Annotated in this window: 18 protein-coding genes and 1 tRNA gene; 12 read left to right on the forward strand and 7 right to left on the reverse strand. The window is 67.6% G+C overall.

What is annotated here, in order from left to right; all coding sequences use genetic code 11:
- The first annotated feature begins 166 nt into the window (after positions 1-166).
- From ARC63_RS22175 to ARC63_RS22185, 3 genes are all read left to right on the forward strand, one after another.
- On the forward strand, positions 167-934 hold the full coding sequence (locus ARC63_RS22175) for a hypothetical protein (protein WP_057504407.1): 768 nt from the start codon (positions 167-169) through the stop codon (positions 932-934).
- Between the two features lie 188 nt (positions 935-1,122).
- Positions 1,123-2,061 carry a 2-dehydropantoate 2-reductase gene (gene panE, locus ARC63_RS22180; RefSeq protein WP_057504408.1) on the forward strand — a complete coding sequence of 313 codons (939 nt, stop codon included), beginning with the start codon at positions 1,123-1,125 and terminating at the stop codon, positions 2,059-2,061.
- Positions 2,058-2,984, forward strand: coding sequence for an NAD-dependent epimerase/dehydratase family protein (locus ARC63_RS22185; protein WP_010482259.1), 927 nt, complete (start codon positions 2,058-2,060; stop codon positions 2,982-2,984). Before panE ends, ARC63_RS22185 begins: the two co-directional genes overlap by 4 nt.
- Positions 2,985-3,062: 78 nt before the next feature.
- Here the strand turns inward: ARC63_RS22185 and ARC63_RS22190 are convergent, their stop codons facing one another.
- On the reverse strand, positions 3,063-3,860 hold the full coding sequence (locus ARC63_RS22190; protein ID WP_057504419.1) for a TatD family hydrolase: 798 nt from the start codon (positions 3,858-3,860) through the stop codon (positions 3,063-3,065).
- 67 nt (positions 3,861-3,927) lie between these two features.
- Here ARC63_RS22190 and hrpB point away from each other — a divergent pair, with 67 nt between their 5' ends.
- On the forward strand, positions 3,928-6,432 hold the full coding sequence (gene hrpB / locus ARC63_RS22195; RefSeq protein ID WP_057504409.1) for an ATP-dependent helicase HrpB: 2,505 nt from the start codon (positions 3,928-3,930) through the stop codon (positions 6,430-6,432).
- Positions 6,433-6,576: 144 nt separating this feature from the next.
- Positions 6,577-6,951, forward strand: coding sequence for a hypothetical protein (locus tag ARC63_RS22200; RefSeq protein WP_005411574.1), 375 nt, complete (start codon positions 6,577-6,579; stop codon positions 6,949-6,951).
- A 60-nt stretch (positions 6,952-7,011) separates the two neighbouring features.
- Here ARC63_RS22200 and ARC63_RS22205 read toward each other — a convergent pair whose 3' ends face one another.
- The 3 genes from ARC63_RS22205 to ARC63_RS22215 all read right to left on the reverse strand — a co-directional run bounded on the left by ARC63_RS22205 (position 7,012) and on the right by ARC63_RS22215 (position 8,841).
- Entirely contained in the window at positions 7,012-7,551 is a 540-nt protein-coding gene (locus tag ARC63_RS22205) for a pseudouridine synthase (protein ID WP_053443702.1), read from the reverse strand.
- Positions 7,552-7,619: 68 nt separating this feature from the next.
- A complete protein-coding gene (locus ARC63_RS22210; protein WP_227200577.1) occupies positions 7,620-7,871 on the reverse strand; it encodes a hypothetical protein in 252 nt (83 codons plus the stop codon).
- 112 nt (positions 7,872-7,983) lie between these two features.
- The gene (locus ARC63_RS22215; RefSeq protein WP_010482267.1) at positions 7,984-8,841 is read right to left on the reverse strand and encodes a class I SAM-dependent methyltransferase; all 858 of its coding nucleotides are present in this window, start codon (positions 8,839-8,841) and stop codon (positions 7,984-7,986) included.
- A 169-nt stretch (positions 8,842-9,010) separates the two neighbouring features.
- Here ARC63_RS22215 and ARC63_RS22220 point away from each other — a divergent pair, with 169 nt between their 5' ends.
- The 4 genes from ARC63_RS22220 to ARC63_RS22235 all read left to right on the forward strand — a co-directional run bounded on the left by ARC63_RS22220 (position 9,011) and on the right by ARC63_RS22235 (position 13,445).
- Positions 9,011-9,967 (forward strand): aldo/keto reductase, encoded by a 957-nt coding sequence (locus ARC63_RS22220; RefSeq protein WP_057504411.1) that lies wholly within the window; start codon positions 9,011-9,013, stop codon positions 9,965-9,967.
- Between the two features lie 644 nt (positions 9,968-10,611).
- Positions 10,612-10,685, forward strand: a tRNA-Thr gene (locus ARC63_RS22225).
- A 357-nt stretch (positions 10,686-11,042) separates the two neighbouring features.
- Positions 11,043-12,167: a slipin family protein gene (locus ARC63_RS22230; protein ID WP_057504412.1), complete on the forward strand. Its 1,125-nt coding sequence runs from the start codon at positions 11,043-11,045 to the stop codon at positions 12,165-12,167.
- A 57-nt stretch (positions 12,168-12,224) separates the two neighbouring features.
- Positions 12,225-13,445 (forward strand): RtcB family protein, encoded by a 1,221-nt coding sequence (locus tag ARC63_RS22235; protein WP_057504413.1) that lies wholly within the window; start codon positions 12,225-12,227, stop codon positions 13,443-13,445.
- A 41-nt stretch (positions 13,446-13,486) separates the two neighbouring features.
- Here the strand turns inward: ARC63_RS22235 and ARC63_RS22240 are convergent, their stop codons facing one another.
- Together ARC63_RS22240 and ARC63_RS22245 are read right to left on the reverse strand one after the other, a co-directional pair.
- Positions 13,487-14,392, reverse strand: coding sequence for an NAD(P)/FAD-dependent oxidoreductase (locus ARC63_RS22240; RefSeq protein WP_057504414.1), 906 nt, complete (start codon positions 14,390-14,392; stop codon positions 13,487-13,489).
- Positions 14,382-14,837 (reverse strand): Rrf2 family transcriptional regulator, encoded by a 456-nt coding sequence (locus ARC63_RS22245; RefSeq protein WP_057504415.1) that lies wholly within the window; start codon positions 14,835-14,837, stop codon positions 14,382-14,384. Before ARC63_RS22245 ends, ARC63_RS22240 begins: the two co-directional genes overlap by 11 nt.
- 183 nt (positions 14,838-15,020) lie before the next feature.
- Between ARC63_RS22245 and ARC63_RS22250 the strand changes: the two genes are divergently transcribed.
- On the forward strand, positions 15,021-17,141 hold the full coding sequence (locus ARC63_RS22250; protein WP_057504416.1) for a methyl-accepting chemotaxis protein: 2,121 nt from the start codon (positions 15,021-15,023) through the stop codon (positions 17,139-17,141).
- A 102-nt stretch (positions 17,142-17,243) separates the two neighbouring features.
- Here ARC63_RS22250 and ARC63_RS22255 read toward each other — a convergent pair whose 3' ends face one another.
- Positions 17,244-18,146: a LysR family transcriptional regulator gene (locus ARC63_RS22255; RefSeq protein WP_049454144.1), complete on the reverse strand. Its 903-nt coding sequence runs from the start codon at positions 18,144-18,146 to the stop codon at positions 17,244-17,246.
- A 105-nt stretch (positions 18,147-18,251) separates the two neighbouring features.
- Between ARC63_RS22255 and ARC63_RS22260 the strand changes: the two genes are divergently transcribed.
- Both ARC63_RS22260 and dkgB read left to right on the forward strand, forming a co-directional pair.
- The gene (locus ARC63_RS22260) at positions 18,252-19,466 is read left to right on the forward strand and encodes an MFS transporter (protein ID WP_057504417.1); all 1,215 of its coding nucleotides are present in this window, start codon (positions 18,252-18,254) and stop codon (positions 19,464-19,466) included.
- Positions 19,467-19,591: 125 nt separating this feature from the next.
- Positions 19,592-20,401, forward strand: coding sequence for a 2,5-didehydrogluconate reductase DkgB (gene dkgB, locus ARC63_RS22265; RefSeq protein WP_057504418.1), 810 nt, complete (start codon positions 19,592-19,594; stop codon positions 20,399-20,401).
- The last annotated feature ends 47 nt before the right edge of the window (positions 20,402-20,448 follow it).

Here is a 20,448-nt window from a genome sequence, read left to right on the forward strand (position 1 = left end):
GCCGCGGACACCCCCGCAATCGGACCCACCCCGCCTTCGACAGATTGCCGCTGCTGTGGGTGGGTGTCGACCTTGGTCGACACGATGGATCCACGCCATGCGTGAATGAAGCGTTCCAAGCCGATGCTCGGCGCTTTTCGTCTGGGATTGCGGCTAGGCTGTGGCGATGAAGATCACTTCCATTCCATTGGACAAGGCCGTGTCGGACGGCCCCATCGATGCCTTCAGCCATGTGCTGCTGGGCGATTCGCCCACATTGGATGAGGTACTGGATTGCCTGGCGTCGCTGCACGTGGCCAATCCCCGCCATCGCTATCTGTGCACGCTCGACGATGTCGGTCAGTGCCGTTACACCAGCATGCACGCGTCCGACGACGAGCGCATCGCACTGTACGAGGACGAAGACCCGGCGACCCCAGAAGATGCGTTGGCGGCACGCGAGCGGTTGCTGGCGCATGTCGTCGCGCAGCTCGAACATTCCTCTCATCGGCTGGAATGGACCGCCCTGCCGGGCACCTTGCTCTGCAATGACGCAGACATCGAGGCGCTGGTCACGGCCAATGCCGCGCCGGACCTGGTCGTCGACGAGGTGGTCTGCGTGCAGCAGGTGCCCGTGGACCGCGATGACCTGCTGATCGCCGCCCTGCCCAATGGCTACTTCAGCGCGGACTGGGACATCTTCCAGAACCACGCCCTGATACGGCACCTGCAGGAGCGCTACGACTACCGCCTGTTCGGACTCGGCGCATCGTGGCTTGGCTTCCAGCGCGACAGCGCGCCGTCGCCAGCAGAGGCGAATGCGTTGGTCGCTGACCTGCAGCGTGTCTACGCTGCCGGAACGCACGACATCTGGTCACAACTGGCTGCAAACCTGGCCACCCGAACCACGCTTCTATTGGGATACACCGAAGACTTCAGCGAACAGCTGCGCTGAGCACCGCTCTACACGAGCGAGCGCAGCGAACGACCCGCTTCCGCTCTTGATCTGGTTCCCGTGGTCGCCGCGCCCGGCCAACCCCAATGAACAGTGCTTTCCGCGAACCACCACGGGGGACACCGCCGTTGGCCGCAATCTCCGGCACAATCGGACTCATGATTCCCCCAGCAAACGGTGAACGTGCAATGCGTATCCTGATCCTCGGCGCCGGCGGTACCGGCGGTTACTTCGGTGGTCGCCTGGCCCAGGCCGGCGTGGACGTGACCTTCCTCGTCCGCCCCGCCCGCGCCGCCCAGCTGGACCGCGACGGCCTGGTCATCCGCAGCCCGCTCGGCGACGCCCGCTTCCCGGTGCAGCACGTCACCGCCGATACGCTGCCCGCATTGGCCGCGCAGAAGCCGTTCGATCTGGTCATCCTCAGCTGCAAGGCCTACGACCTGGACAGCTCGATCGACGCCATTGCTCCGGCCGTGGGCGCGAACACCACCGTACTGCCGATCCTCAACGGCCTGCATCACTACGACGCGCTGGATCTGCGCTTCGGCCGCGATGCGGTGCTCGGCGGCCTGTGCTTCATCAGCGCCACCAAGGCCGCTGACGGCGCCGTGCTGCATCTGGGCAAGCCAGCCAAGCTCACCTTCGGCGAGCGCGATGGTGGCGCGATCTCCGCGCGAGTGCGTGCCTTCGCTGCTGCCTGCGCACAGGCCAACCTCGACCACCTGGCCAGCGAGCGCATCGGTCAGGAGCAGTGGATCAAGTACACCTTCCTGACCGCACTGGCCGCCGCCACCTGCCTGCTGCGCGCGGACATCGGCACCATCGTCGCCACCGATGATGGCGAGGCGATCGTGCGCGGCCTGTACGACGAATGCCTGGCCGTGGCCGAAGCGGCCGGTGAGCCGATTCCCGATGCCGCGCAGGACACCGCACGCGGCACCCTCACCCAGGCGGGCTCGGCGTTGAAGGCATCGATGCTGCGTGATCTGGAGGCTGGCCAGCAGGTGGAGGCCGAACAGATCGTCGGCGACATGCTGGTGCGTGCGCGCAAAGCCGACCAGGAAGGCCTGCTGCTGCAGGTGGCGTACAGCAGCCTGCAGGCCTATCAGGCCCAGCGCGGCGCGTGAGCCTCGCGCTGCAGGCGGGCGCGCTGCCGGCGCGGGTGCTGATCCTCGGCCTGGGCTGGAGTGGCCGCGTGTTGGCCGCGCAGCTGCGGGCGCGCGGCGTGCAGGTTGCGGGAACAGTACGCGATCCGGCAGCGGCCCCCGGCGATGGCCTGCGTCGGCACCGGTTGCAGGCTGACGCCTCGCCTTCGCCGGCCCTGCTCGAGGAGATCGCACACGCCGAGGCCGTGCTGTGCAGCGTGCCGCCCGATGCCGAGGGCGATCCTGCCTTGCGCCTGCTGCTGCCCGCGCTGTTGGCCAGCCCGGCACTGCGCTGGGTCGGTTATCTGTCGTCCACCTCGGTGTATGCCGACCGCGCTGGCGGTTGGATCGACGAAACCAGCGACGCAGATGCCACCGGGGCCGTCGGTGTGCAGCGCCTGCTCGCGGAAGCCCAGTGGCGCGCGCTGGCCGGACAACGCGGCATCGCCTCGGCGGTGTTCCGCCTGCCTGGCCTGTACGGGCCGGGGCGCAATGTGCTGCTGCAGCTGGCGCAGGCACGCGCCCGCCACGTAGTGCGCCCTGGGCTGGTGTTCAACCGGCTGCACGTGGATGACCTGGCAACGGTCGTTATCGCGTCGATGCAGCGGCCGTGCGTGGAGGGGCTATACCTGCCGGCCGACGACGAACCGGCACCACCACAGGATGTGCTGGCCTTCGCCGCGCAGTTGGGCGGGCTTGCGATGCCGCCGGCCGTGGCCTGGGACGATCCAGCGCTGAGCCCGACGCTGCAGCGCTTCTACCAGAGCAACAAGCGCATCGACAGTCGTGGCACGCGTGCGGCGCTGGGGTGGGCACCGCGGTTTCCGACGTACCGGGAAGGACTGCAGGCGCTGGCCGCTTCGCTCGCCGGGCATGGCCCGGCGCTACCGGACAGCGCTTTGTAGAGCCGAGCCCATGCTCGGCTGCTCTTTGCGTCTTTCGCGCTGCGCGCGATAAGCCGAGCATGGGCTCGGCTCTACGGATCAACCCGCGTCGGGCAGCCGGAAGAAAGTGCGCGTGGCCGCCGTGGCATTGGCCGCGGTCACCGCCACGTCCTCGCCACGGTCACGTGCCAGCTCCTCCACGATGTGCGAGAGGAACATCGGTTCGTTGCGGCGATCCTTCGGCATCGGCTTCAGCGTGCGCGGCAGCAGGTACGGTGCATCGGTCTCGATCATCAGGCGGTTGGCCGGGATGTTCTTCACCAGTTCGCGCAGGTGCGCGCCACGGCGCTCGTCACACAGCCAGCCGGTGATGCCGATGTACCAGTCCTGGTCCAGGTAGTCGAACAGTTCGTCGCGTTCGCCGGTGAAGCAATGCACCACCGCCGGGCCGATGCGGCCTTCGAAGTTCTTCATCTGTGCCATGAAATCGGCATGCGCATCGCGCTGGTGCAGGAACAGCGGCTTTCCATTCTCAGCGGCCAGCTGCAGCTGGCGCTCGAAGGCACGGTGCTGGGCCGGGCGCGGCGAGAAGTCACGGAAGTAGTCCAGCCCGCACTCGCCCACCGCCACCACTTCCGCGTGGGCATGCAGCGCGCGCATTTCGGCGTCGCATTCCTCGGTGTATTCCACCGCATGGTGCGGGTGCACGCCGGCGGTGGCATACAGGAAGCCCGGATGCTGCTGCGCCAGCTGCACCGCCAACGGTGAGTGCTCGCGGCTGGCACCGGTGATGACCATCTGCACCACGCCGGCCTGGCGCGCGCGATCCAGCACGGCATCGCGGTCACGGTCGAAGGAATCGTGGGTCAGGTTGGCGCCGATATCGATCAGGTGCATGGTCATCGTGGGGGAAAAGTGCCCGCGCATTGTACCTGCGCCCGCCGTGGCCCCTTATCCTTTGCACATGAACGCGCCGCTCTTCCCGATTTCCCCGCTGCTGCCGCAGATCCAGCAGCACCTGGCCGCGCAGCCACGGCTGGTGCTGGAAGCCCCGCCCGGCGCCGGCAAGACCACCCAGGTACCGCTGGCGCTGCTGGATACGCCGTGGCTGCAGGGCCGGAAGATCATCCTGCTGGAACCGCGCCGGGTGGCCGCGCGCAGCGCCGCGCTGTTCATGGCGCGGCAGCTCGGTGAAGAGGTGGGTGGCACCGTCGGCTATCGCATCCGCTTCGAGAACAAGGTCTCGGCGCGCACACGCATTGAAGTCGTCACCGAAGGCATCCTCACCCGCATGCTGCAGGACGACCCGATGCTGGAAGAGGTCGGTGCGATCCTGTTCGATGAGTTCCACGAGCGCCATCTCAACGGTGATCTCGGCCTGGCACTGGCGCTCGACGTGCAGGCACAGCTGCGTGACGACCTGCGTCTGGTGGTGATGTCGGCAACACTGGATGGCGAGCGCCTGGCACGCTTCCTCGACGCGCCGCGGCTGAGCAGCGAGGGCCGCAGCTACCCGGTCGCGATCAGCCATTTCCCGGCGCGCCGCGATGAGGCGCTGGAACTGCAGGTGCGCCGCGCGGTGCAGCAGGCCTTGGCCGAACACCCCGGTGACCTGCTGGTGTTCCTGCCCGGCCAGCGCGAAATCGCGCGCGTGCAGGCCGGGCTGCAGGAATCGCTGGACGGCAACGTCGAAGTGCTGGCCCTGCACGGTGAACTGCCGGTGGAGCAGCAGGCGCGCGTGCTGCAGGTGGCCAGCGATGGTCGCCGCCGCGTGGTGCTGGCCACCAATGTCGCCGAATCCTCGGTGACCCTGCCCGGCGTGCGCGTGGTGATCGACAGTGGCCAGGCACGCGAACCGCGCTACGACCCCAACAGCGGTTTTACCCGGCTGGACGTGGTGGCCATCGCGCAGGCGTCGGCCGACCAGCGCGCCGGCCGCGCCGGACGCGTGGCCGAGGGCGTGGCCTGGCGGTTGTGGCCGCAGTCGCAGCGGTTGGAGCCACAGCGTCGCGCCGAGATCGACCAGGTGGAACTGGCAGGACTGGCACTGGAACTGGCGGCCTGGGGCAGCAGCGACCTGCGCTTCCTCGACCCGCCGCCGGCCGGCCCGATGGGCGCGGCACGCGAACTGCTGCAACGGCTCGGCGCCCTGTCCAGCAGCGGTGCGATCACCGCACTTGGCCGGCGCGTGCTGGCGTTGGGCACGCATCCGCGGATGGCGGCGATGCTGCTGGCGGCGCCCGATGCACGTGCGCAGGCGCTGGCCGCTGATCTGGCCGCCCTGCTGGAGGCGCGCGACCCATTGCGCCAGGGCGGTGACGCGCTGGCGGCACGCTGGCGCGCACTGGCCGCGTTCCGCAATGGCCGCGCACCGGGTGACGCCAACCGCAGCGGTCTGGCCGCCATCGATGCGGCCGCCAAGCAGTGGCGACGTCGCCTGCGCTGTGATGCCGCGCCGCCCGCCAGCATCGAGGCCCACGAACTGGGTGACCTGCTCGCACATGCCTTCCCCGACCGGATCGGTTTCCAGCATCCCAGCGATCCATTGCGCTACCTGCTGGCCAATGGTCGCAGCGCGCGCCTGCACGAACTGAGCGACCTGCGTGGCGAACCGTGGCTGGTGGCCAGCGAGCTTCGCTTCGAGGCACGCGATGCGCTGCTGCTGCGTGCCGCACCGGTGGACGAAGGCCAGCTGCGCAAGGCGTGGCCGGAGCGCTTCGTCACCGAGGATGTGGTCCGCTGGGACAGCGAGCGCCGCGCCCTGGTGGCCCTGCGCGAGACCCGTTTCGACCGCATCGTGCTGGACAGCCGCTCGGCCGGCCGGGTCGATCCGCAGCACGCCGCGCAGGCGCTGACTGACGCGGTGGCCGAGCTCGGCCTGCAGGCGCTGCCATGGACCGAAGGCCTGCGCCAGTGGCAGGCACGGGTGGAATCACTGCGGCGCTGGATGCCGGAGTTGGATCTGCCCGACTGCAGCGACGCGGCCCTGCTGGCCAACCGTGCGCAGTGGCTGCAGCCCGCGTTCGCCGGCAAGAGCCGTCTGGATGCGCTGGACGAGTCCAGCTTCGGCGAGGCGCTGAAGTCGCGGCTGGAGTGGTCGCAGCGGCAGCTGGTCGAGCGCCATGTGCCGACCCGCATCACCGTACCTTCAGGCTTGGAACGGCCGATCACCTACGCGTTGGACAGCGAAAGTGGCGAGCCGTTGCCGCCGGTGCTGGCGGTGAAGCTGCAGGAACTGTTCGGCCTGGCTGATACGCCGCGCATCGCTGATGGGCGCGTGCCGCTGACCCTGCACCTGCTGTCGCCCGGTGGCCGGCCGCTGCAGGTCACCCAGGACCTGCGCAACTTCTGGGAAAACACCTACGCCGAAGTGAAAAAGGAGATGAAGGGCCGCTACCCGCGCCATCCGTGGCCGGATGACCCGTGGACGGCCACGGCCACGCACCGGGCCAAGCCACGCGGGACCTGACCGGCCCTGCCGGCACCACCGGTTGCGGACCCTGCCTGATCCTGAATGGCTGCGGTAAAGTCACGCCACGTGCGGCCTCGACTGACATACCGTTTACGGGCAACACGCGACACTGGACTTCGACCCGAGGCAAAGGACCCCCGCATGAGCAAGCTGACCGTAATCACCGACCGCGCTCTGGAGCGCGCCCTGGAGCTGGCCCACACCGCCGGCGATGGCCTGAAGAGCGCCGGTGGCAGCCTGCGCAATGCGGACTGGATCAAGACCGGCGCCGCCCTCGGCGCAGTGAAGACCGGCGGCAAGGTCGCCACCAAGTTCGCCCGCCGCAATCCGGCCGTGACCATTGCCGCGGCTGCCGTCGGCGTCGGCCTGCTCGGCTATGCGCTGTACCGCAAGCAGCAGAAGAAGAAGGCTGCCAATGGCCACGTGGTGAATGGGCAGGCGCAGCGCATCAATGCACGTGACCGCCGCAATGACACCGTGGTGGATGAGCACAGCGATATCGGCAGCGACGCCTGAGATCGTCGGCCGCTGCCAGGGCCGGGGTCCTTCCGCAGGAAGGGCTCCGGCCTTTTCATTTCAACCGATCTGCCGCCACTGGCCCGGCTGCAGGTCGTCCAGCCGGTAGGGTCCCATCGACACGCGGACCAGCCGCAGCGTCGGCAGGTTCACCGCCGCGGTCATCCGCCGCACCTGGCGGTTGCGGCCCTCGCGGATCGTGATCGCCAGCCAGGCATCGGGCACGGTCTTGCGGAAGCGTACCGGCGGATCCCGCGTCCACAGCGACGGCGCCGGATCGAGGCGCTCGATCTTCGCCGGCAGGGTCGGCCCGTCGTTCAGCTCAACGCCGTCGCGCAGCCGCTGCAGCTGCTCGTCGCTGGGGGTGCCTTCCACCTGCACCCAGTACGTCTTGTCGGCCTTGTGCTTCGGGTCGGTCAGCTTGTGCGCCAGCGCACCGTTGTCGGTCAGCAGCAGCAGGCCCTCGCTGTCATGGTCCAGGCGGCCGGCGGCATACACGCGCGGCGGCAGGCCAAACCCGGCCAGGGTCGGCCGCGGCGGCACGCTGCGGTCGGTGAACTGGCAGAGCACGTTGAAGGGCTTGTTGAAGGCGATCAGCATTGCGGGCACGGCGGGCGGCGGGTAAGGCATTGTCCCATCCCCGCATCGTCGCCGCGATCACCGGCTACTCAGCCGAAGACCTTCCTTTCCATCAACAGCGCGACGAGCACCAGCACCACGCCGCACGTGGCGGCCGCGTTGGCAAGGTACCGCAGCCGCGCTACCGGTGGGCAGGCCCTGCGCGCTCGTTCGTCCCAGAGGCCACCAACGAGCAGCGCCGCAAAACCTGCCGCCGCCACCAGGTCATGCACGTGACCCGCATGGAACACGAAGTCGTACAGCCGCGGCAGCGCCATCAATGCGAAGGCGAAGTACAGCACCTTCTTCAACAGTCCACTCCATTGGTGGTAGCGCCGGGCCATGCCCGGCGGATACACAGTACGTCCATTGCAGCGCCGCTGCGCTCGCCGGGCGTGGCCCGGCGCTACCCCCTTACGGCTTGATGAAGCGCAGGGTCATGCGATCGCTCTCGCCGATCGCCTGGTACTTCGCATCGTCGGCCTTGTCGTGCTGGTTGGTCGGCGGCAGCGTCCACACGCCGTTCGGGTGGTCCTTGGTGTCCCGCGGGTTGGCGTTGACCTCGCTGCGCGCATCCAGCTTGAAACCAGCCGCCTCGGCCATCGCGATCACCTGCTGCTGGCCGACATAGCCGGTGTCATCGTCGTCGGCCACATCGGCCTTGGCGCGATGCTCGACCACGCCCAGCACGCCGCCCGGCTTGAGCACGTTGAAGAAGCCCTGGAACATGCCCTGCGCCTGGCCGGCCTTGCGCCAGTTGTGCACGTTGCGGAAGGTCAGCACCACGTCGGCTGAATTGGCCGGGCCGAACACCGGCTTGGCCGGATCGTAGGCGACCACGGCAGTCTTGCCGAACTGCGCCGGTGCGCCGGCGTACTTCTTTTCCAGGCTGTCGCGGCTGCGCTGCTGGTAGTCACGGCCGCGGCCTTCGGGTACGGCCATCGGGTCGACCACGGCGGCGACGTAATGACCCTTGTCATGCAGCAGCGGCGCCAGGATCTCCGAGTACCAGCCGTTGCCGGGGGTGATCTCGATGACGGTCTTTTCCGGAGCCACCCTGAAGAACGACAGCGTCTGCGCCGGATGACGGAAGCCATCGCGCTTGACGTTGTTGGCATCGCGGGTGGGCGCCTTCACCGCCGCGTCGATGGCCGGCGAGACCTCGATCTTCGCCGGCGCGACCGTGGCCGGTGCGGCGAACGCGGGAACAGCAGCAAGCAGGGCCGAAGCAAGCAGCAGTCGGCAACCACGCAGGGACGAAGCAGGCATCATCGGGACGACTCCAGCGGAAGATGCGGCGAGACTAGCAGTCACAGCGTCCCAGGTGTTCACAAAACGTTAGCTGCGTGCGCGCCGCGGAACACTGTTTTGTGGTCGTCGCCGCAGCACGGTCACACATCGCGTTCTATTCTGGAGCACTTCCCCCAAGGAGTCCGTGCCCATGACGGCAACCCGCGAACTGGGCCGTTCCGGCCTGCATGTACGTCCGCTCGCCTTCGGTGGCAACGTGTTCGGCTGGAGCGCCGATGAGAAGGCCAGCTTCGCCCTGCTCGATGCCTTCGTCGACGCAGGTTTCAATCTGGTCGACACCGCCGATGTGTACTCGGCCTGGGTGCCGGGCAACGCCGGCGGCGAATCGGAAACACTGATCGGCAAGTGGTTCGCGCGCAGCGGCAAGCGTGACAAGGTGGTGCTGGCGACCAAGGTGGCCAAGTGGGCCGAACGCCCCGGCCTGACCCCGGACAACATCACTGCGGCGGTCGAGGATTCGCTGCGCCGCCTGCAGACCGACGTGATCGATCTGTACCAGGCCCACGAGGATGACGAGTCGACGCCGCTGGAAGCCACGCTGGCTGCGTTCGGCCGCCTGATCGAAGCCGGCAAGGTACGTGCGATCGGTGCCTCAAACTACAGCGCCACGCGCCTGGCCGATGCGCTGAAGGTGTCCACCGACTACAAGCTGCCGCGTTACGAAACCCTGCAGCCGGAGTACAACCTGTATGACCGCGCCGGCTACGAAAAGGAACTGGAACCGCTGGTGCAGCGCGAGCAGATCGGCGTGATCGGCTACTACGCGCTGGCCAGTGGCTTCCTCAGCGGCAAGTACCGCACGCCGGCCGATGCAGCCAAGAGCCCGGCGCGTGGCGAGAACGTAGTGAAGCGCTATCTGAACCCGCGCGGCCTTCGCATCCTGCAGGCGCTGGATGACGTGGCCAGCAAGCACGGCGCCAGCGCCGCACAGATCGCGCTGGCGTGGCAGATCGCGCGGCCGTCGATCACTGCGCCGATCGTCAGCGCCACCACCGTCGAACAGCTGCACGATCTGCTGGCAGCGGCCAACCTGTCGTTGAGCGTGCAGGACGTCGCGCAGCTGGATGCCGCCAGCGCGGAAGCCTGAGTTGTAGTGCCGGCCGCTGGCCGGCATTGCACAACAGCGAAGAAAATAATTGAACAAAATGGTTGCGCGCGACTAAATCGTGGTTTATCGTGCGCACCTCGTTTCAACGACCACTGGAAAACTCCCTTGAACGCGCATTCCGTCGCCACCGCCAAACTACTGCCATGCCTGCGCATGGACGTGCTGGCGCGCGCGTTCGGCAAGGAAGACCAGCTGACAACGGCCTGATACCCGCCCTGCGGAGATCGGCCACCCCGATCTCCGAGGCCTGACGACGCCCTCGGAACGCAAGTCCCGGGGGCGTTTTCGTTTGCGTCGGCACAAGGACCCGCGATGCCAGAACTGCACCCCGCCCGGCAACACGCCGCTCACTGACCCAGGTTTCTTCGCCGCACAGGAGGATTTTCTCCGCGTGCATGGCAACGCCTGGACATTATCTGCATCGCACTCAAACATTATCGCTCGCCGATAATGTCGGTGGCCTGCACCTTCGATTCTCCAACGGTCCCGTTTCCACCACGGGCTGGTGCGCGCGGCGTTGCCGTGGCGTATGCCGGAGGTCGCGGACATGCCATCGCCTGGATCGCCTGCTGGAGGCAGGCACCGGTTCGCCGGTACGCGGTTCGATTCCGCGCGGTCCCCAACTGGATAGCTCAGCTTGGTCAGAGCAACGGATCCGTAATCCGTCTGTCGTGGGTTCGATTCCCACTCCAAACCACATGACCTGTCACGTCATGACTTGAAGCAACACCCGGGGCGCAAGCCCCAGCGGCCATCGTCGCCGTCCATCGTCATTGCCTTCGGGCAGGAACGTGGAAGGCAACGGACCGCACGCCGGGCCTCGGCCTGTCACCACTACCTGCCCCACTCTGCTCCGGTGCTGTCTGCCGGCAGCGATGGCCGCAAGGGTGATGACGCACCGAAGGCTCCGCGCGCGGACCGTCCGCCGATGGCCGCCCTCTTCCGCCGCCTGCACGTGGTGTGCAGGCGGCCTCGCCACGACCTGATCGACCCGGGTCATGGTGATTCATCCTTATCGGGTCGAACCACCAGAGCCATACAAGGAGAGACTCCCATGTTCTGGACCATCAAGGTCGTGATCGGCGACGGCGAGCGCGGCCTGGTGTATCGCAACCGTCGTTTCCAGCAGATCCTGCTGCCGGGCGTGCACCGCCTGTCGCCGTTCGGCGGCCGGCCGCACGTGGACCTCCACAACGCATCGAAGGGCGCGGCCTACACCGGCAGCGACCAGGACAGCCTGATCGAAGCGCTGGACGCACAGCTGGACACGCACTTCGTACTGGCCAACGTCGGCGCCGGCGAAGTCGGCCTGTTGCTGCGCAACGGCCGCATCGACGAGGTGCTGCCGCCGGGCAGCCGCCGTCTGTACTGGCGCGGTTCGGTCGACACCCAGGTACGGGTGATGGCGCTGGGTGACGAGCCGCGCATCCCGCTGGACGTGCAGCAGCGCCTGGGCCAGCTGGGCGTGCTGCCGCGTGTCGCGGTGATCAGCACCGTGCCGAGCGAGTCGGTCGGCCTGCTGTTCATCGATGGCACGCTGCGCCAGACGCTGGACGCCGGCCTGCACGCGTTCTGGAACTTCAACGGCAACGTGTCGGTGGAGCGCGTGGAGCTGCGTGCGCGTTCGCTGGACGTGTCCGGCCAGGAACTGCTCAGCCGCGACAAGGTGACCCTGCGAGTGAACCTGGCCGCGACCGTGCAGGTGGTCGACCCGGTGCGTGCACACCGCACGCTGAGCAATGCCGATGAGTTCATCTATCGGCAGCTGCAGTTCGGCCTGCGCCAGGCGATCGCCGCACGCAGCCTGGACGAGCTGCTGGGCGACAAGGCGGCACTGGACGGCGAGATCGCTGCCCATGTGCAGGCGGCGATCGAGGGCCATGGCGTGCGGCTGCTCGGCGTGGGCATCAAGGACGTGATCCTGCCGGGCGAGATGAAGGAGATCCTCAACGGCGTGGTGCTGGCCGAGAAGCAGGCCCAGGCCAGCGTGATCCGTCGCCGCGAGGAGGCCAACGCCACGCGTTCGCAGCTCAACACCGCAAAGCTGATCGAGGACAACCCGGTGCTGATGCGCTTGAAGGAGCTGGAGGCGCTGGAGAAGGTCACCGAGAAGATCGACAAGCTCACCGTGTTCGGCGGCCTGGAGGGCGTGCTGAAGCAGCTGGTGACGATCAGGTAGGGGGTAGCGGCGGCGCAGGGACGCGCCGCCGGCCCATCAAGGACATTCAACAAGACAATGGACACGCAACAGAACTATCAATGGCTGCACGCCGAGGGCACCACGCCGATCAAGGGCTGGGTCAACGGTGTGCCGCTGGAGGCACAGGCCCACGAGCAGCTGCGCAACATCGCCGCGATCCCGTTCGTCGGGCCGTGGGTGGCGGTGATGCCGGACGTGCACCTGGGCAAGGGCGCGACCGTGGGCTCGGTGATTCCGACCCGTGGCGCGATCATTCCGGCCGCGGTCGGCGTCGACATCGGCTGCGGCATGGCGGCGGTGCGTACCACGCTGCGCGCCAACGACCTGCCCGATGACCTGCGGCAACTGCGCAACAGCATCGAGCGCAGCATCCCGGTCGGCAACGGGCGCGGCGGCGAGCATCACCGCATGCCCGACAGCATCCACACCCGGTTGGTGCAGTCCGGGCTGGCCGACGGCCTGGAGAAGATCAAGGACAAGCACCGCAGGATCCGCACCGATAAGCTGGACCGCCAGCTGGGTACGCTGGGCGGCGGCAACCACTTCATCGAACTGTGCCTGGACGAGACGGATACGGTGTGGGTGATGCTGCACAGCGGCTCGCGCGGCACCGGCAACCTGATCGGCACCTACTTCATCGAGAAGGCGCGCGAGGAGCTGGCACGGCGCGTGCTGGGCTTCCACCTGCCGGACAAGGACCTGGCGTTCTTCATGGAAGGCGAGCCGCTGTTCGATGACTACGTTGAAGCGGTGTCGTGGGCGCAGGACTACGCGCGGCAGAACCGCGAGGCGATGATGTCGCGCGTGCTGGCCGAGATGCGCCACCGCTTGCCGAAGTTCCAGCTGGCGGCGATGGCGGTGAACTGCCACCACAACTACGTGCAGAAGGAAACGCATCACGGCCAGGAGCTGCTGGTGACACGCAAGGGCGCCGTCAGTGCCCGCGAGGGTGAGCTGGGCATCATTCCCGGCAGCATGGGCACGCGCAGCTACATCGTGCGTGGCAAGGGCAACGCGGACAGCTTCCACAGCTGCAGCCACGGTGCCGGCCGGGTGATGAGCCGTGGCGCCGCGCGCCAGCAGATCACGCTGGCCCAGCATCGCGACGCCACCGCACACGTTGAGTGCCGCAAGGACAGCGGCGTGCTGGACGAGTCACCGGCGGCGTACAAGTCGATCGATGATGTCATGGCCGCCCAGCTGGACCTGGTGGACGTGGTGCACACACTGCGGCAGGTGCTGTGCGTGAAAGGGTAATGGAACGGTGCCGGCCAAGGCCGGCACCCACCGGAACACGTTCAGCGCGCCACGCTGTCTTCAGTCACCAGCGCGTGGTGCACGCCGATGCCCGCACGCACGCCCTCGGCAGCAGCCAGGGTGATGTTGCCAACTGTGGTTGCATCGCCGGCGGCGTACACGTTCGGCAGCGAGGTCTGCTTCATCGCATCGACCTCGATCAGCACGCCCAGCGGGCTTTCCACCAGGGTGCAGCCCAGCTGCTGCACCAGCGGCGTCGCCATCGTCTGCGTGCCCGGCACGAACAGCGCGCGTTGCGCGATGCGGCGGCCATCAGCCAACTCCACTTCCAGCCAGGTCGGCTGGTCGCCCTGCACGCCCACCACCGGCGCGGTCTCGATCTGCACGCCGCGCTGCTGCATGGCGGCCCGCTCCTCATCGGTGATCGGCAGGCCCTGGCTGAAGAAGGTGACATTTCCCCAATCGGCGAACAGCGGCGCCTTGCTGGCGGACATCGGGTGCCCACCAAGCAGACCGATTGCGCCACCACCCACTTCGTAGCCATGGCAGTAGGGACAATGCAGCACGGTGCTGCCCCAGCGCTCGGCCAGCCCCGGCAGTTCCGGCAGCTGGTCGGTGATACCACTGGCCAGCAGCAGCTTGCGAGCAGCCAGCACCTGGCCATCAGCGGTGTGCACTTCGACGCCCGCGGCGGTGGCGGATGCCTGCACGGCCTCGGCGTGCAGCCAGCGTACGCTGGGGTAGTCCAGCAGTTGCTGGCGCGCGGTCTTCAGCAGCTCGGCGCCACTGGTGCCATCCAGCCCCAGCACGCCATGCGAATGGCTGGCGAAGCGGTTGCGCGGCAATCCGGCGTCGATGACCGTGACCGGGCGGCGGGCGCGGGCGAGGATCAGGCCGGCGGCAATGCCGGCATAGCTGCCGCCAACGATGAGCACATCAGGATTCATGATGACCTTCCAGGGAACGGTGATGGGCGAGATGGCGGGCGAAGTCGGCGCCGAGCTGGTCCAGCGTGGTCGCCTGCAGCCGCTGTTCGAGAAGGCGCTGTGCTTCGCGCGCCCCTTCGAGCAGGGCGCTGTTGACCAGCTGCTGGATAGGGCAGCCGCCGCCGGAATCGTGGGCGCCGACCTGCACCAGCGGTGGTGCGCCCACGGCCAGATAGATGTCATGCAGGGTGATCGTTGCGGGATCGCGTGCCAGCAGGCTGCCACCGCCGTGGCCACGGGTGCTGCGCACCAGGCCGGCCTTGTGCAGCTGTGCCAGCAGGCGACGGATCACCACCGGATGGGTCGGCAGGCACGACGCCAGCTGCTCGGACGTACGCGGGGCAGCGTGGCCCACCAGATGTGCCATCACGTGCAGGGCATCGGAAAGCGGGCTTGCTGATTTCATGTAACAACCATAGTTACATTTAAACCATCTGTCGAGAGTCCGTATTCGTTCCATATGGACACATTTGTCCTATGAAGCATCTCCTTCACATCGCTAAACGGAACGCGAATGTGATCGTTGTCGCACTTCAGGCGTGCAGGGCACGGGTCGATACCGCATTGCCCCTTCCCGAGAGTCCCTTCCATGAAAGCGTCTGTCCGTGCTCCGCGCCTGCAGTCCAAGCTGCTCGGCGCGGTTTCCGTTGGTCTGGCCGTGGTCCTGCTGTGCGCACTGGCGGGCCTGGCCTCCGCTTGGTTGAAGCTGTCCACCGAAGTTCCACCCGAAGTCGCGCACAGCCGCGATGCAGAACGCCTGCAACGCGAGTTCCGCGGCCAGGTGCAGGAATGGAAGAACGTATTGCTGCGCGGCCGCGACGATGCGCTGCGCCAGCGCCATCTGGATGCCTTCGACAGCGAGGGCCGACTGGTCGAGCAGCTGGCCAAGGGCCTGGTGACCAGCCCGGACGCGCGCACGCGTGATCTGGCACAGGCCTTCATCGGCCTGCATGCGCAGCTGCAGAAGGACTATCACGCCGCCCTGCAGGCATTTGCGGAGGCCGGCTACGATCCCGCTGCCGGCGACAACCTCGTGCGCGGAAAGGATCGCCCGGTGGCGAGCGCACTGGATACGTTGAGCGCGCACGCCACGCAGGTTGCCGAAGCGGCGGTGACGGCACGCTCGCAGCAGGCACGCCAGACCCTGCTGCTGTGTGCAGCGCTGACCGTGCTGGCCGCGGTGCTGTTGCTGATGGGCCTGGCCTGGTGGCTGCGGCGCGCGGTGGTGCAGCCGGTACTGGCGGTGGAAGCCGCTGCACGTGCAGTGGCTGCCGGCGACCTGCAACACGTGGTGCAGGTGCGCAGCCGCGACGAGATCGGCCGCCTCGCGCAGGCCATGCAGGCGGTGCAGTCCACGCTGCGCGGCGTGCTGGATGCACAGGCCACGATGGCGCAGGCGCATGAGGCCGGCACCATCAGCCACCGCATGGACGCCAGCGCCTTCCCCGGCGCGTTCGGCACCATGGTTGCCGACAGCAACACGCTGGTGGATGCGCACATCCAGGTGAAGATGCGCGCGATCGCGATCATGGGGCGTTACGCCGTCGGTGACCTCAGCCAGGACATGGAACGCCTGCCCGGCGAAAAGGCCGTGATCACCAACGCGTTGGATACCGCCAAGGCCAATCTCGGCATGATCAACGGCGAGATCCGCCGCCTGGCCGAAGCCGCCGCCGCCGGCGACTTCAGCCAGCGTGGCGACAGCGCGCGCTTCGAGCATGACTTCCGCGTGATGATCGACGGCCTGAACCGCCTGATGCAGGCCACCGAGCTGAACCTGGGCGAGGTTTCCAGCATGCTGCGCGCGATTGCCGATGGCCGTCTCGGCGCGCGCATGCACGGTGATTTCCAGGGTGTATTCGCGCGCATCGCCGGCGACGCCAATACCACCGCCGCGCAGCTGGCGACCATCGTCACCGACATCAAGCACGCCTCCGGCAACATCCACACCGCCGCCGCGGAGATCGCCGCCGGCAACAATGACCTGTCGCGCCGTACCGAACAGCAGGCCGCCAACCTGGAAGAGACGGCAGCATCGATGGAGGAACTGACCTCCACCGTGCGCCAGAACGCCGAACACGCGCGCCAAGCCAACCAGCTCGCGATCGGCGCGCACGCGGTCGCCTCGCAGGGCGGCAGCGTGGTCGGCCAGGTGGTGGCGACGATGGGCGCGATCGAAACCTCGTCACGGCAGATCGCCGAGATCATCAGCGTGATCGATGGCATCGCCTTCCAGACCAACATCCTGGCATTGAACGCTGCGGTGGAAGCCGCGCGTGCCGGCGAGCAGGGCCGTGGCTTCGCGGTGGTTGCCAGCGAGGTCCGCACGCTGGCGCAGCGTTCGGCGGCGGCGGCGAAGGAGATCAAGTCGCTGATCGAAGCCTCGGTGGAACAGGTGGGGCACGGTGCACAGCGCGTGCGTGAGGCCGGTGACACCATGGCCGAGATCGTGGCCTCGGTGCAGCGCGTGACCGACATCATGGCCGAGATTTCCGCCGCCTCGCAGGAACAGAGCGCGGGCATCGAGCAGGTCAGCCAGACCGTGATCCAGATGGACGGCACCACCCAGCAGAACGCTGCGCTGGTGGAGGAAGCCAGCGCCGCGGCACGCAGCCTGGAACAGCAGGCGAACCGGTTGATCGAGGCGGTGGATGTGTTCGATCTGTCGACCACGGCGGATGCGAAGGGCGGGTTGGCGCGCGCAGCCTGATTGGTCCGGTTGCCGGCCAGCGTCAGATGGGTAGCGCCCGACCGTTGGTCGGGCGATGGCAGGTGCAGTGCGGACCCACGGTCCGCACCCACCCGAATCCGATCAGCGCAGGTAACCGCTCTGCGCCATTGCTTCACCCAGGTAATCCAGGAACGAGCTGATCCGCGCCGACACCGCCGTGTTGCGGTAGTACACCGCGTGGATCGGCTGGTACACATCCAGCGTCTGCGCCGCCAGCACCGGCACCAGGGTGCCAGCAGCGCGGTCGCTATCGGTGACGAAGTCGGACAGGCAGGTGATGCCGACACCTTCCACCGCCAGACGGCGCAGTGTCTCGCCACTGGACACGGCGATGTCCGGCCGCACCAGCAGCAGCCCATCCGACTCTCCGGGCAACGGCCAGCGGTTGAGTGACTCCGGCTCGTTGAAGCTGAGCAGTGTGTGCTGGCCCAGTGCGGCGACGCTGGCCGGTTCGCCGTGTGCAGCCAGGTAGGCCGGGCTTGCCACCAGCCGCAGCTGGCACCGCCCCAGCGGCCGCGCATGCAACGTGGAGTCGGCCAGTGGCCCGATCCGGATCGCCAGATCGGTGCGCCGCTCCAGCAGGTCGATGTAGCGGTCGGAGCTGTTCAACTCCAGCTGCACTTCCGGGTAGCGCGCACGATAGCCGCTCACCAGCGGCGCGATCACGTGCAGCACGAACGGCATCGCCGCATCCACGCGCAGGCGCCCTGCCGGGCGCTCGCGGCGTGCCGCCATCTGTTCCTCGGCCGATTCCACCGCATCGATGATCGCCCGGGCATGGCGCAGGAACGCCTCGCCCTCGGCAGTCAGGTGCAGGCGGCGGGTGGTGCGGGTCAGCAGGGTGATCCCCAGCTTGTCCTCCAGCCGCCCCAGCGCACGGCTCACGCCCGAGGGCGTCTGCCCCAGCTGCTCGGCAGCGGCGCTGATCGACCCGCTGTCGATCACCGCGAGGAAGGCCTGCATTTCATCGAGAGTGGTCTTCATCCCGCCATTATTGACTGAGCGGCAATAGTGATTGGCGTGAAGACTGGTTTTTCGGCAAAGGTGCACCGCGCACACTGCGCGCCTTCCTTCCCTCCGGAGCCGGCCATGATCCGTGGCATTCCCCTCGCCCTGCTGGCGTTGACCCTCGGTGCCTTCGCCATCGGCACCACCGAGTTCGTCATCGTCGGCCTGATTCCCACCATTGCCGCCGATCTGCAGGTCAGCCTGCCCTCCGCAGGCCTGCTGGTCTCGCTGTATGCCCTCGGGGTGGCCATCGGTGCGCCGGTGCTGACCGCGCTGACCGGCCGCATGCCGCGCAAGACCCTGCTGGTGGCGCTGATGGTGCTGTTCACGCTTGGCAACGTCATCGCCTTCCTGGCGCCGGGCTACACGTCGCTGATCGCCGCGCGCATCCTCACCGGCCTGGCCCACGGCGTGTTCTTCTCGATCGGTTCGATCATCGCCACCGCGGTGGTGCCGAAGGAGAAGGCCGCCGGTGCCATCGCCATCATGTTCACCGGCCTGACCGTGGCGCTGGTGACCGGTGTGCCGCTGGGCACTTTCATCGGCCAGCACCTGGGCTGGCGCGCCACCTTCCTGGCGGTGGCCGGGCTCGGCGTGATCGCATTGCTGGGTGCGCTGCTGTTCGTGCCGCGCAGCGTGCCGCAGAGCGCGCCGTCCAGCTTCCGCCAGCAGCTGGCCGTGCTGGCCCAGCCGCGCCTGCTGCTGGTCTATGCGATGACCACGCTGGGTTATGGCGGGACCTTCCTGGCCTTCACCTACCTGGCGCCGATCCTGCAGGACGTCACCGGTTTCTCGGCCAATGCGGTCAGCCTGGTGCTGCTGGTGTACGGCGTGTCAGTGGCGATCGGCAACCTGTGGGGCGGGCGCCTGGCCGACCGCATGGGCCCGGTGCCCGCGCTCAAGCGTATCTTCGCGCTGCTGGCCATCGTGCTGTTCGCGCTCACCTTCACCGCCTGGAACGCCTGGCTGATGCTGCTGACCGTGCTGGCGCTGGGCGCCGTGGCCTTCGGCAACGTGCCCGGCCTGCAGGTCTATGTGGTCAAGCAGGCGCAGCGCTATGCGCCGCAGGCCACCGACGTGGCCTCGGGGCTGAACATCGCCGCCTTCAACATCGGCATCGCGCTGGGCGCCTCGCTCGGTGGGCTGGTAGTGGAGAACATCGGCCTGATGAACACGCCGTGGCTGGGCGCACTGGTGGTACTGGGCGCGTATGCGCTGACCGCGCTCAGCGGCCGCCTGGACCGTCGTGATGGCATCAATGATCGCGCCGATGGCATCGCCGTGGCCGCGCATTGAGACAGGTCATGCCGTGCCGGCACCCTGCCGGTACGGTGGTGCAATGCACCGTTGCCGGCACGTATGCGGCCACTGGCCTACCCTTTGCCGGATATTCGCATCCCTCCCCTCTGCTGGAGCTCCCCATGACTGTCCCCGCCTTCGGTCTCGGCACCTTCCGCCTCAAAGACCAGACCGTGATCGACTCCGTGCGCAACGCGCTGGATGTCGGCTACCGCGCCATCGATACCGCACAGATCTACGGCAATGAAGCCGAGGTCGGCCAGGCCATTGCCGACTCCGGTGTGCCGCGCGATGAGATCTACCTGACCACCAAGGTCTGGATCACCGAGTTCAAGCGCGAAGCGCTGCTGGCCAGCCTGCGCACCAGCCTGCAGAAGCTGCGCACCGACCATGTCGACCTGGCACTGATCCACTGGCCGTCGCCGAACGACAAGGTCGACGTGCCGATGGAGGAGTACCTGACCGCACTGGCCGAGGCCAAGGCACAGGGCCTGACGAAGGAGATCGGCATCTCCAACTTCACCATCGCACAGACCCGCAAGGCGATCGAGATCCTCGGCGCCGATGCGATCACCACCAACCAGATCGAGATCCATCCGTACCTGCAGAACCGCCTGCTGGTGAAGTTCCTGCAGGACAACGGCATCCACATCACCGCCTACATGAGCCTGGCCTATGGCGAGGTGATCAAGGACCCGGTGATCCAGGCCATTGCCGGCCGTCACCAGGCCACGCCCGCGCAGATCGCACTGGCCTGGGCACTGCAGCAGGGCTACTCGGTCATTCCGTCTTCGACCAAGCGCGAGAACCTGTCGGGCAACCTGGAAGCGGCAGCAATCCGCCTCACCGACGAAGACATGGCGCAGATCGCCAAGCTGGATCGTGGGCACCGCCTGGCCAACCCGGAAGGCATTGCGCCGGCCTGGGATTGAGGCCGACCGCGGTTGCGGAACCGAATCGGTAGGTGCCGACCTGGGTC

The sequence above is a fragment of the Stenotrophomonas geniculata ATCC 19374 = JCM 13324 genome (assembly GCF_001431625.1).
GTDB lineage: Bacteria > Pseudomonadota > Gammaproteobacteria > Xanthomonadales > Xanthomonadaceae > Stenotrophomonas > Stenotrophomonas geniculata.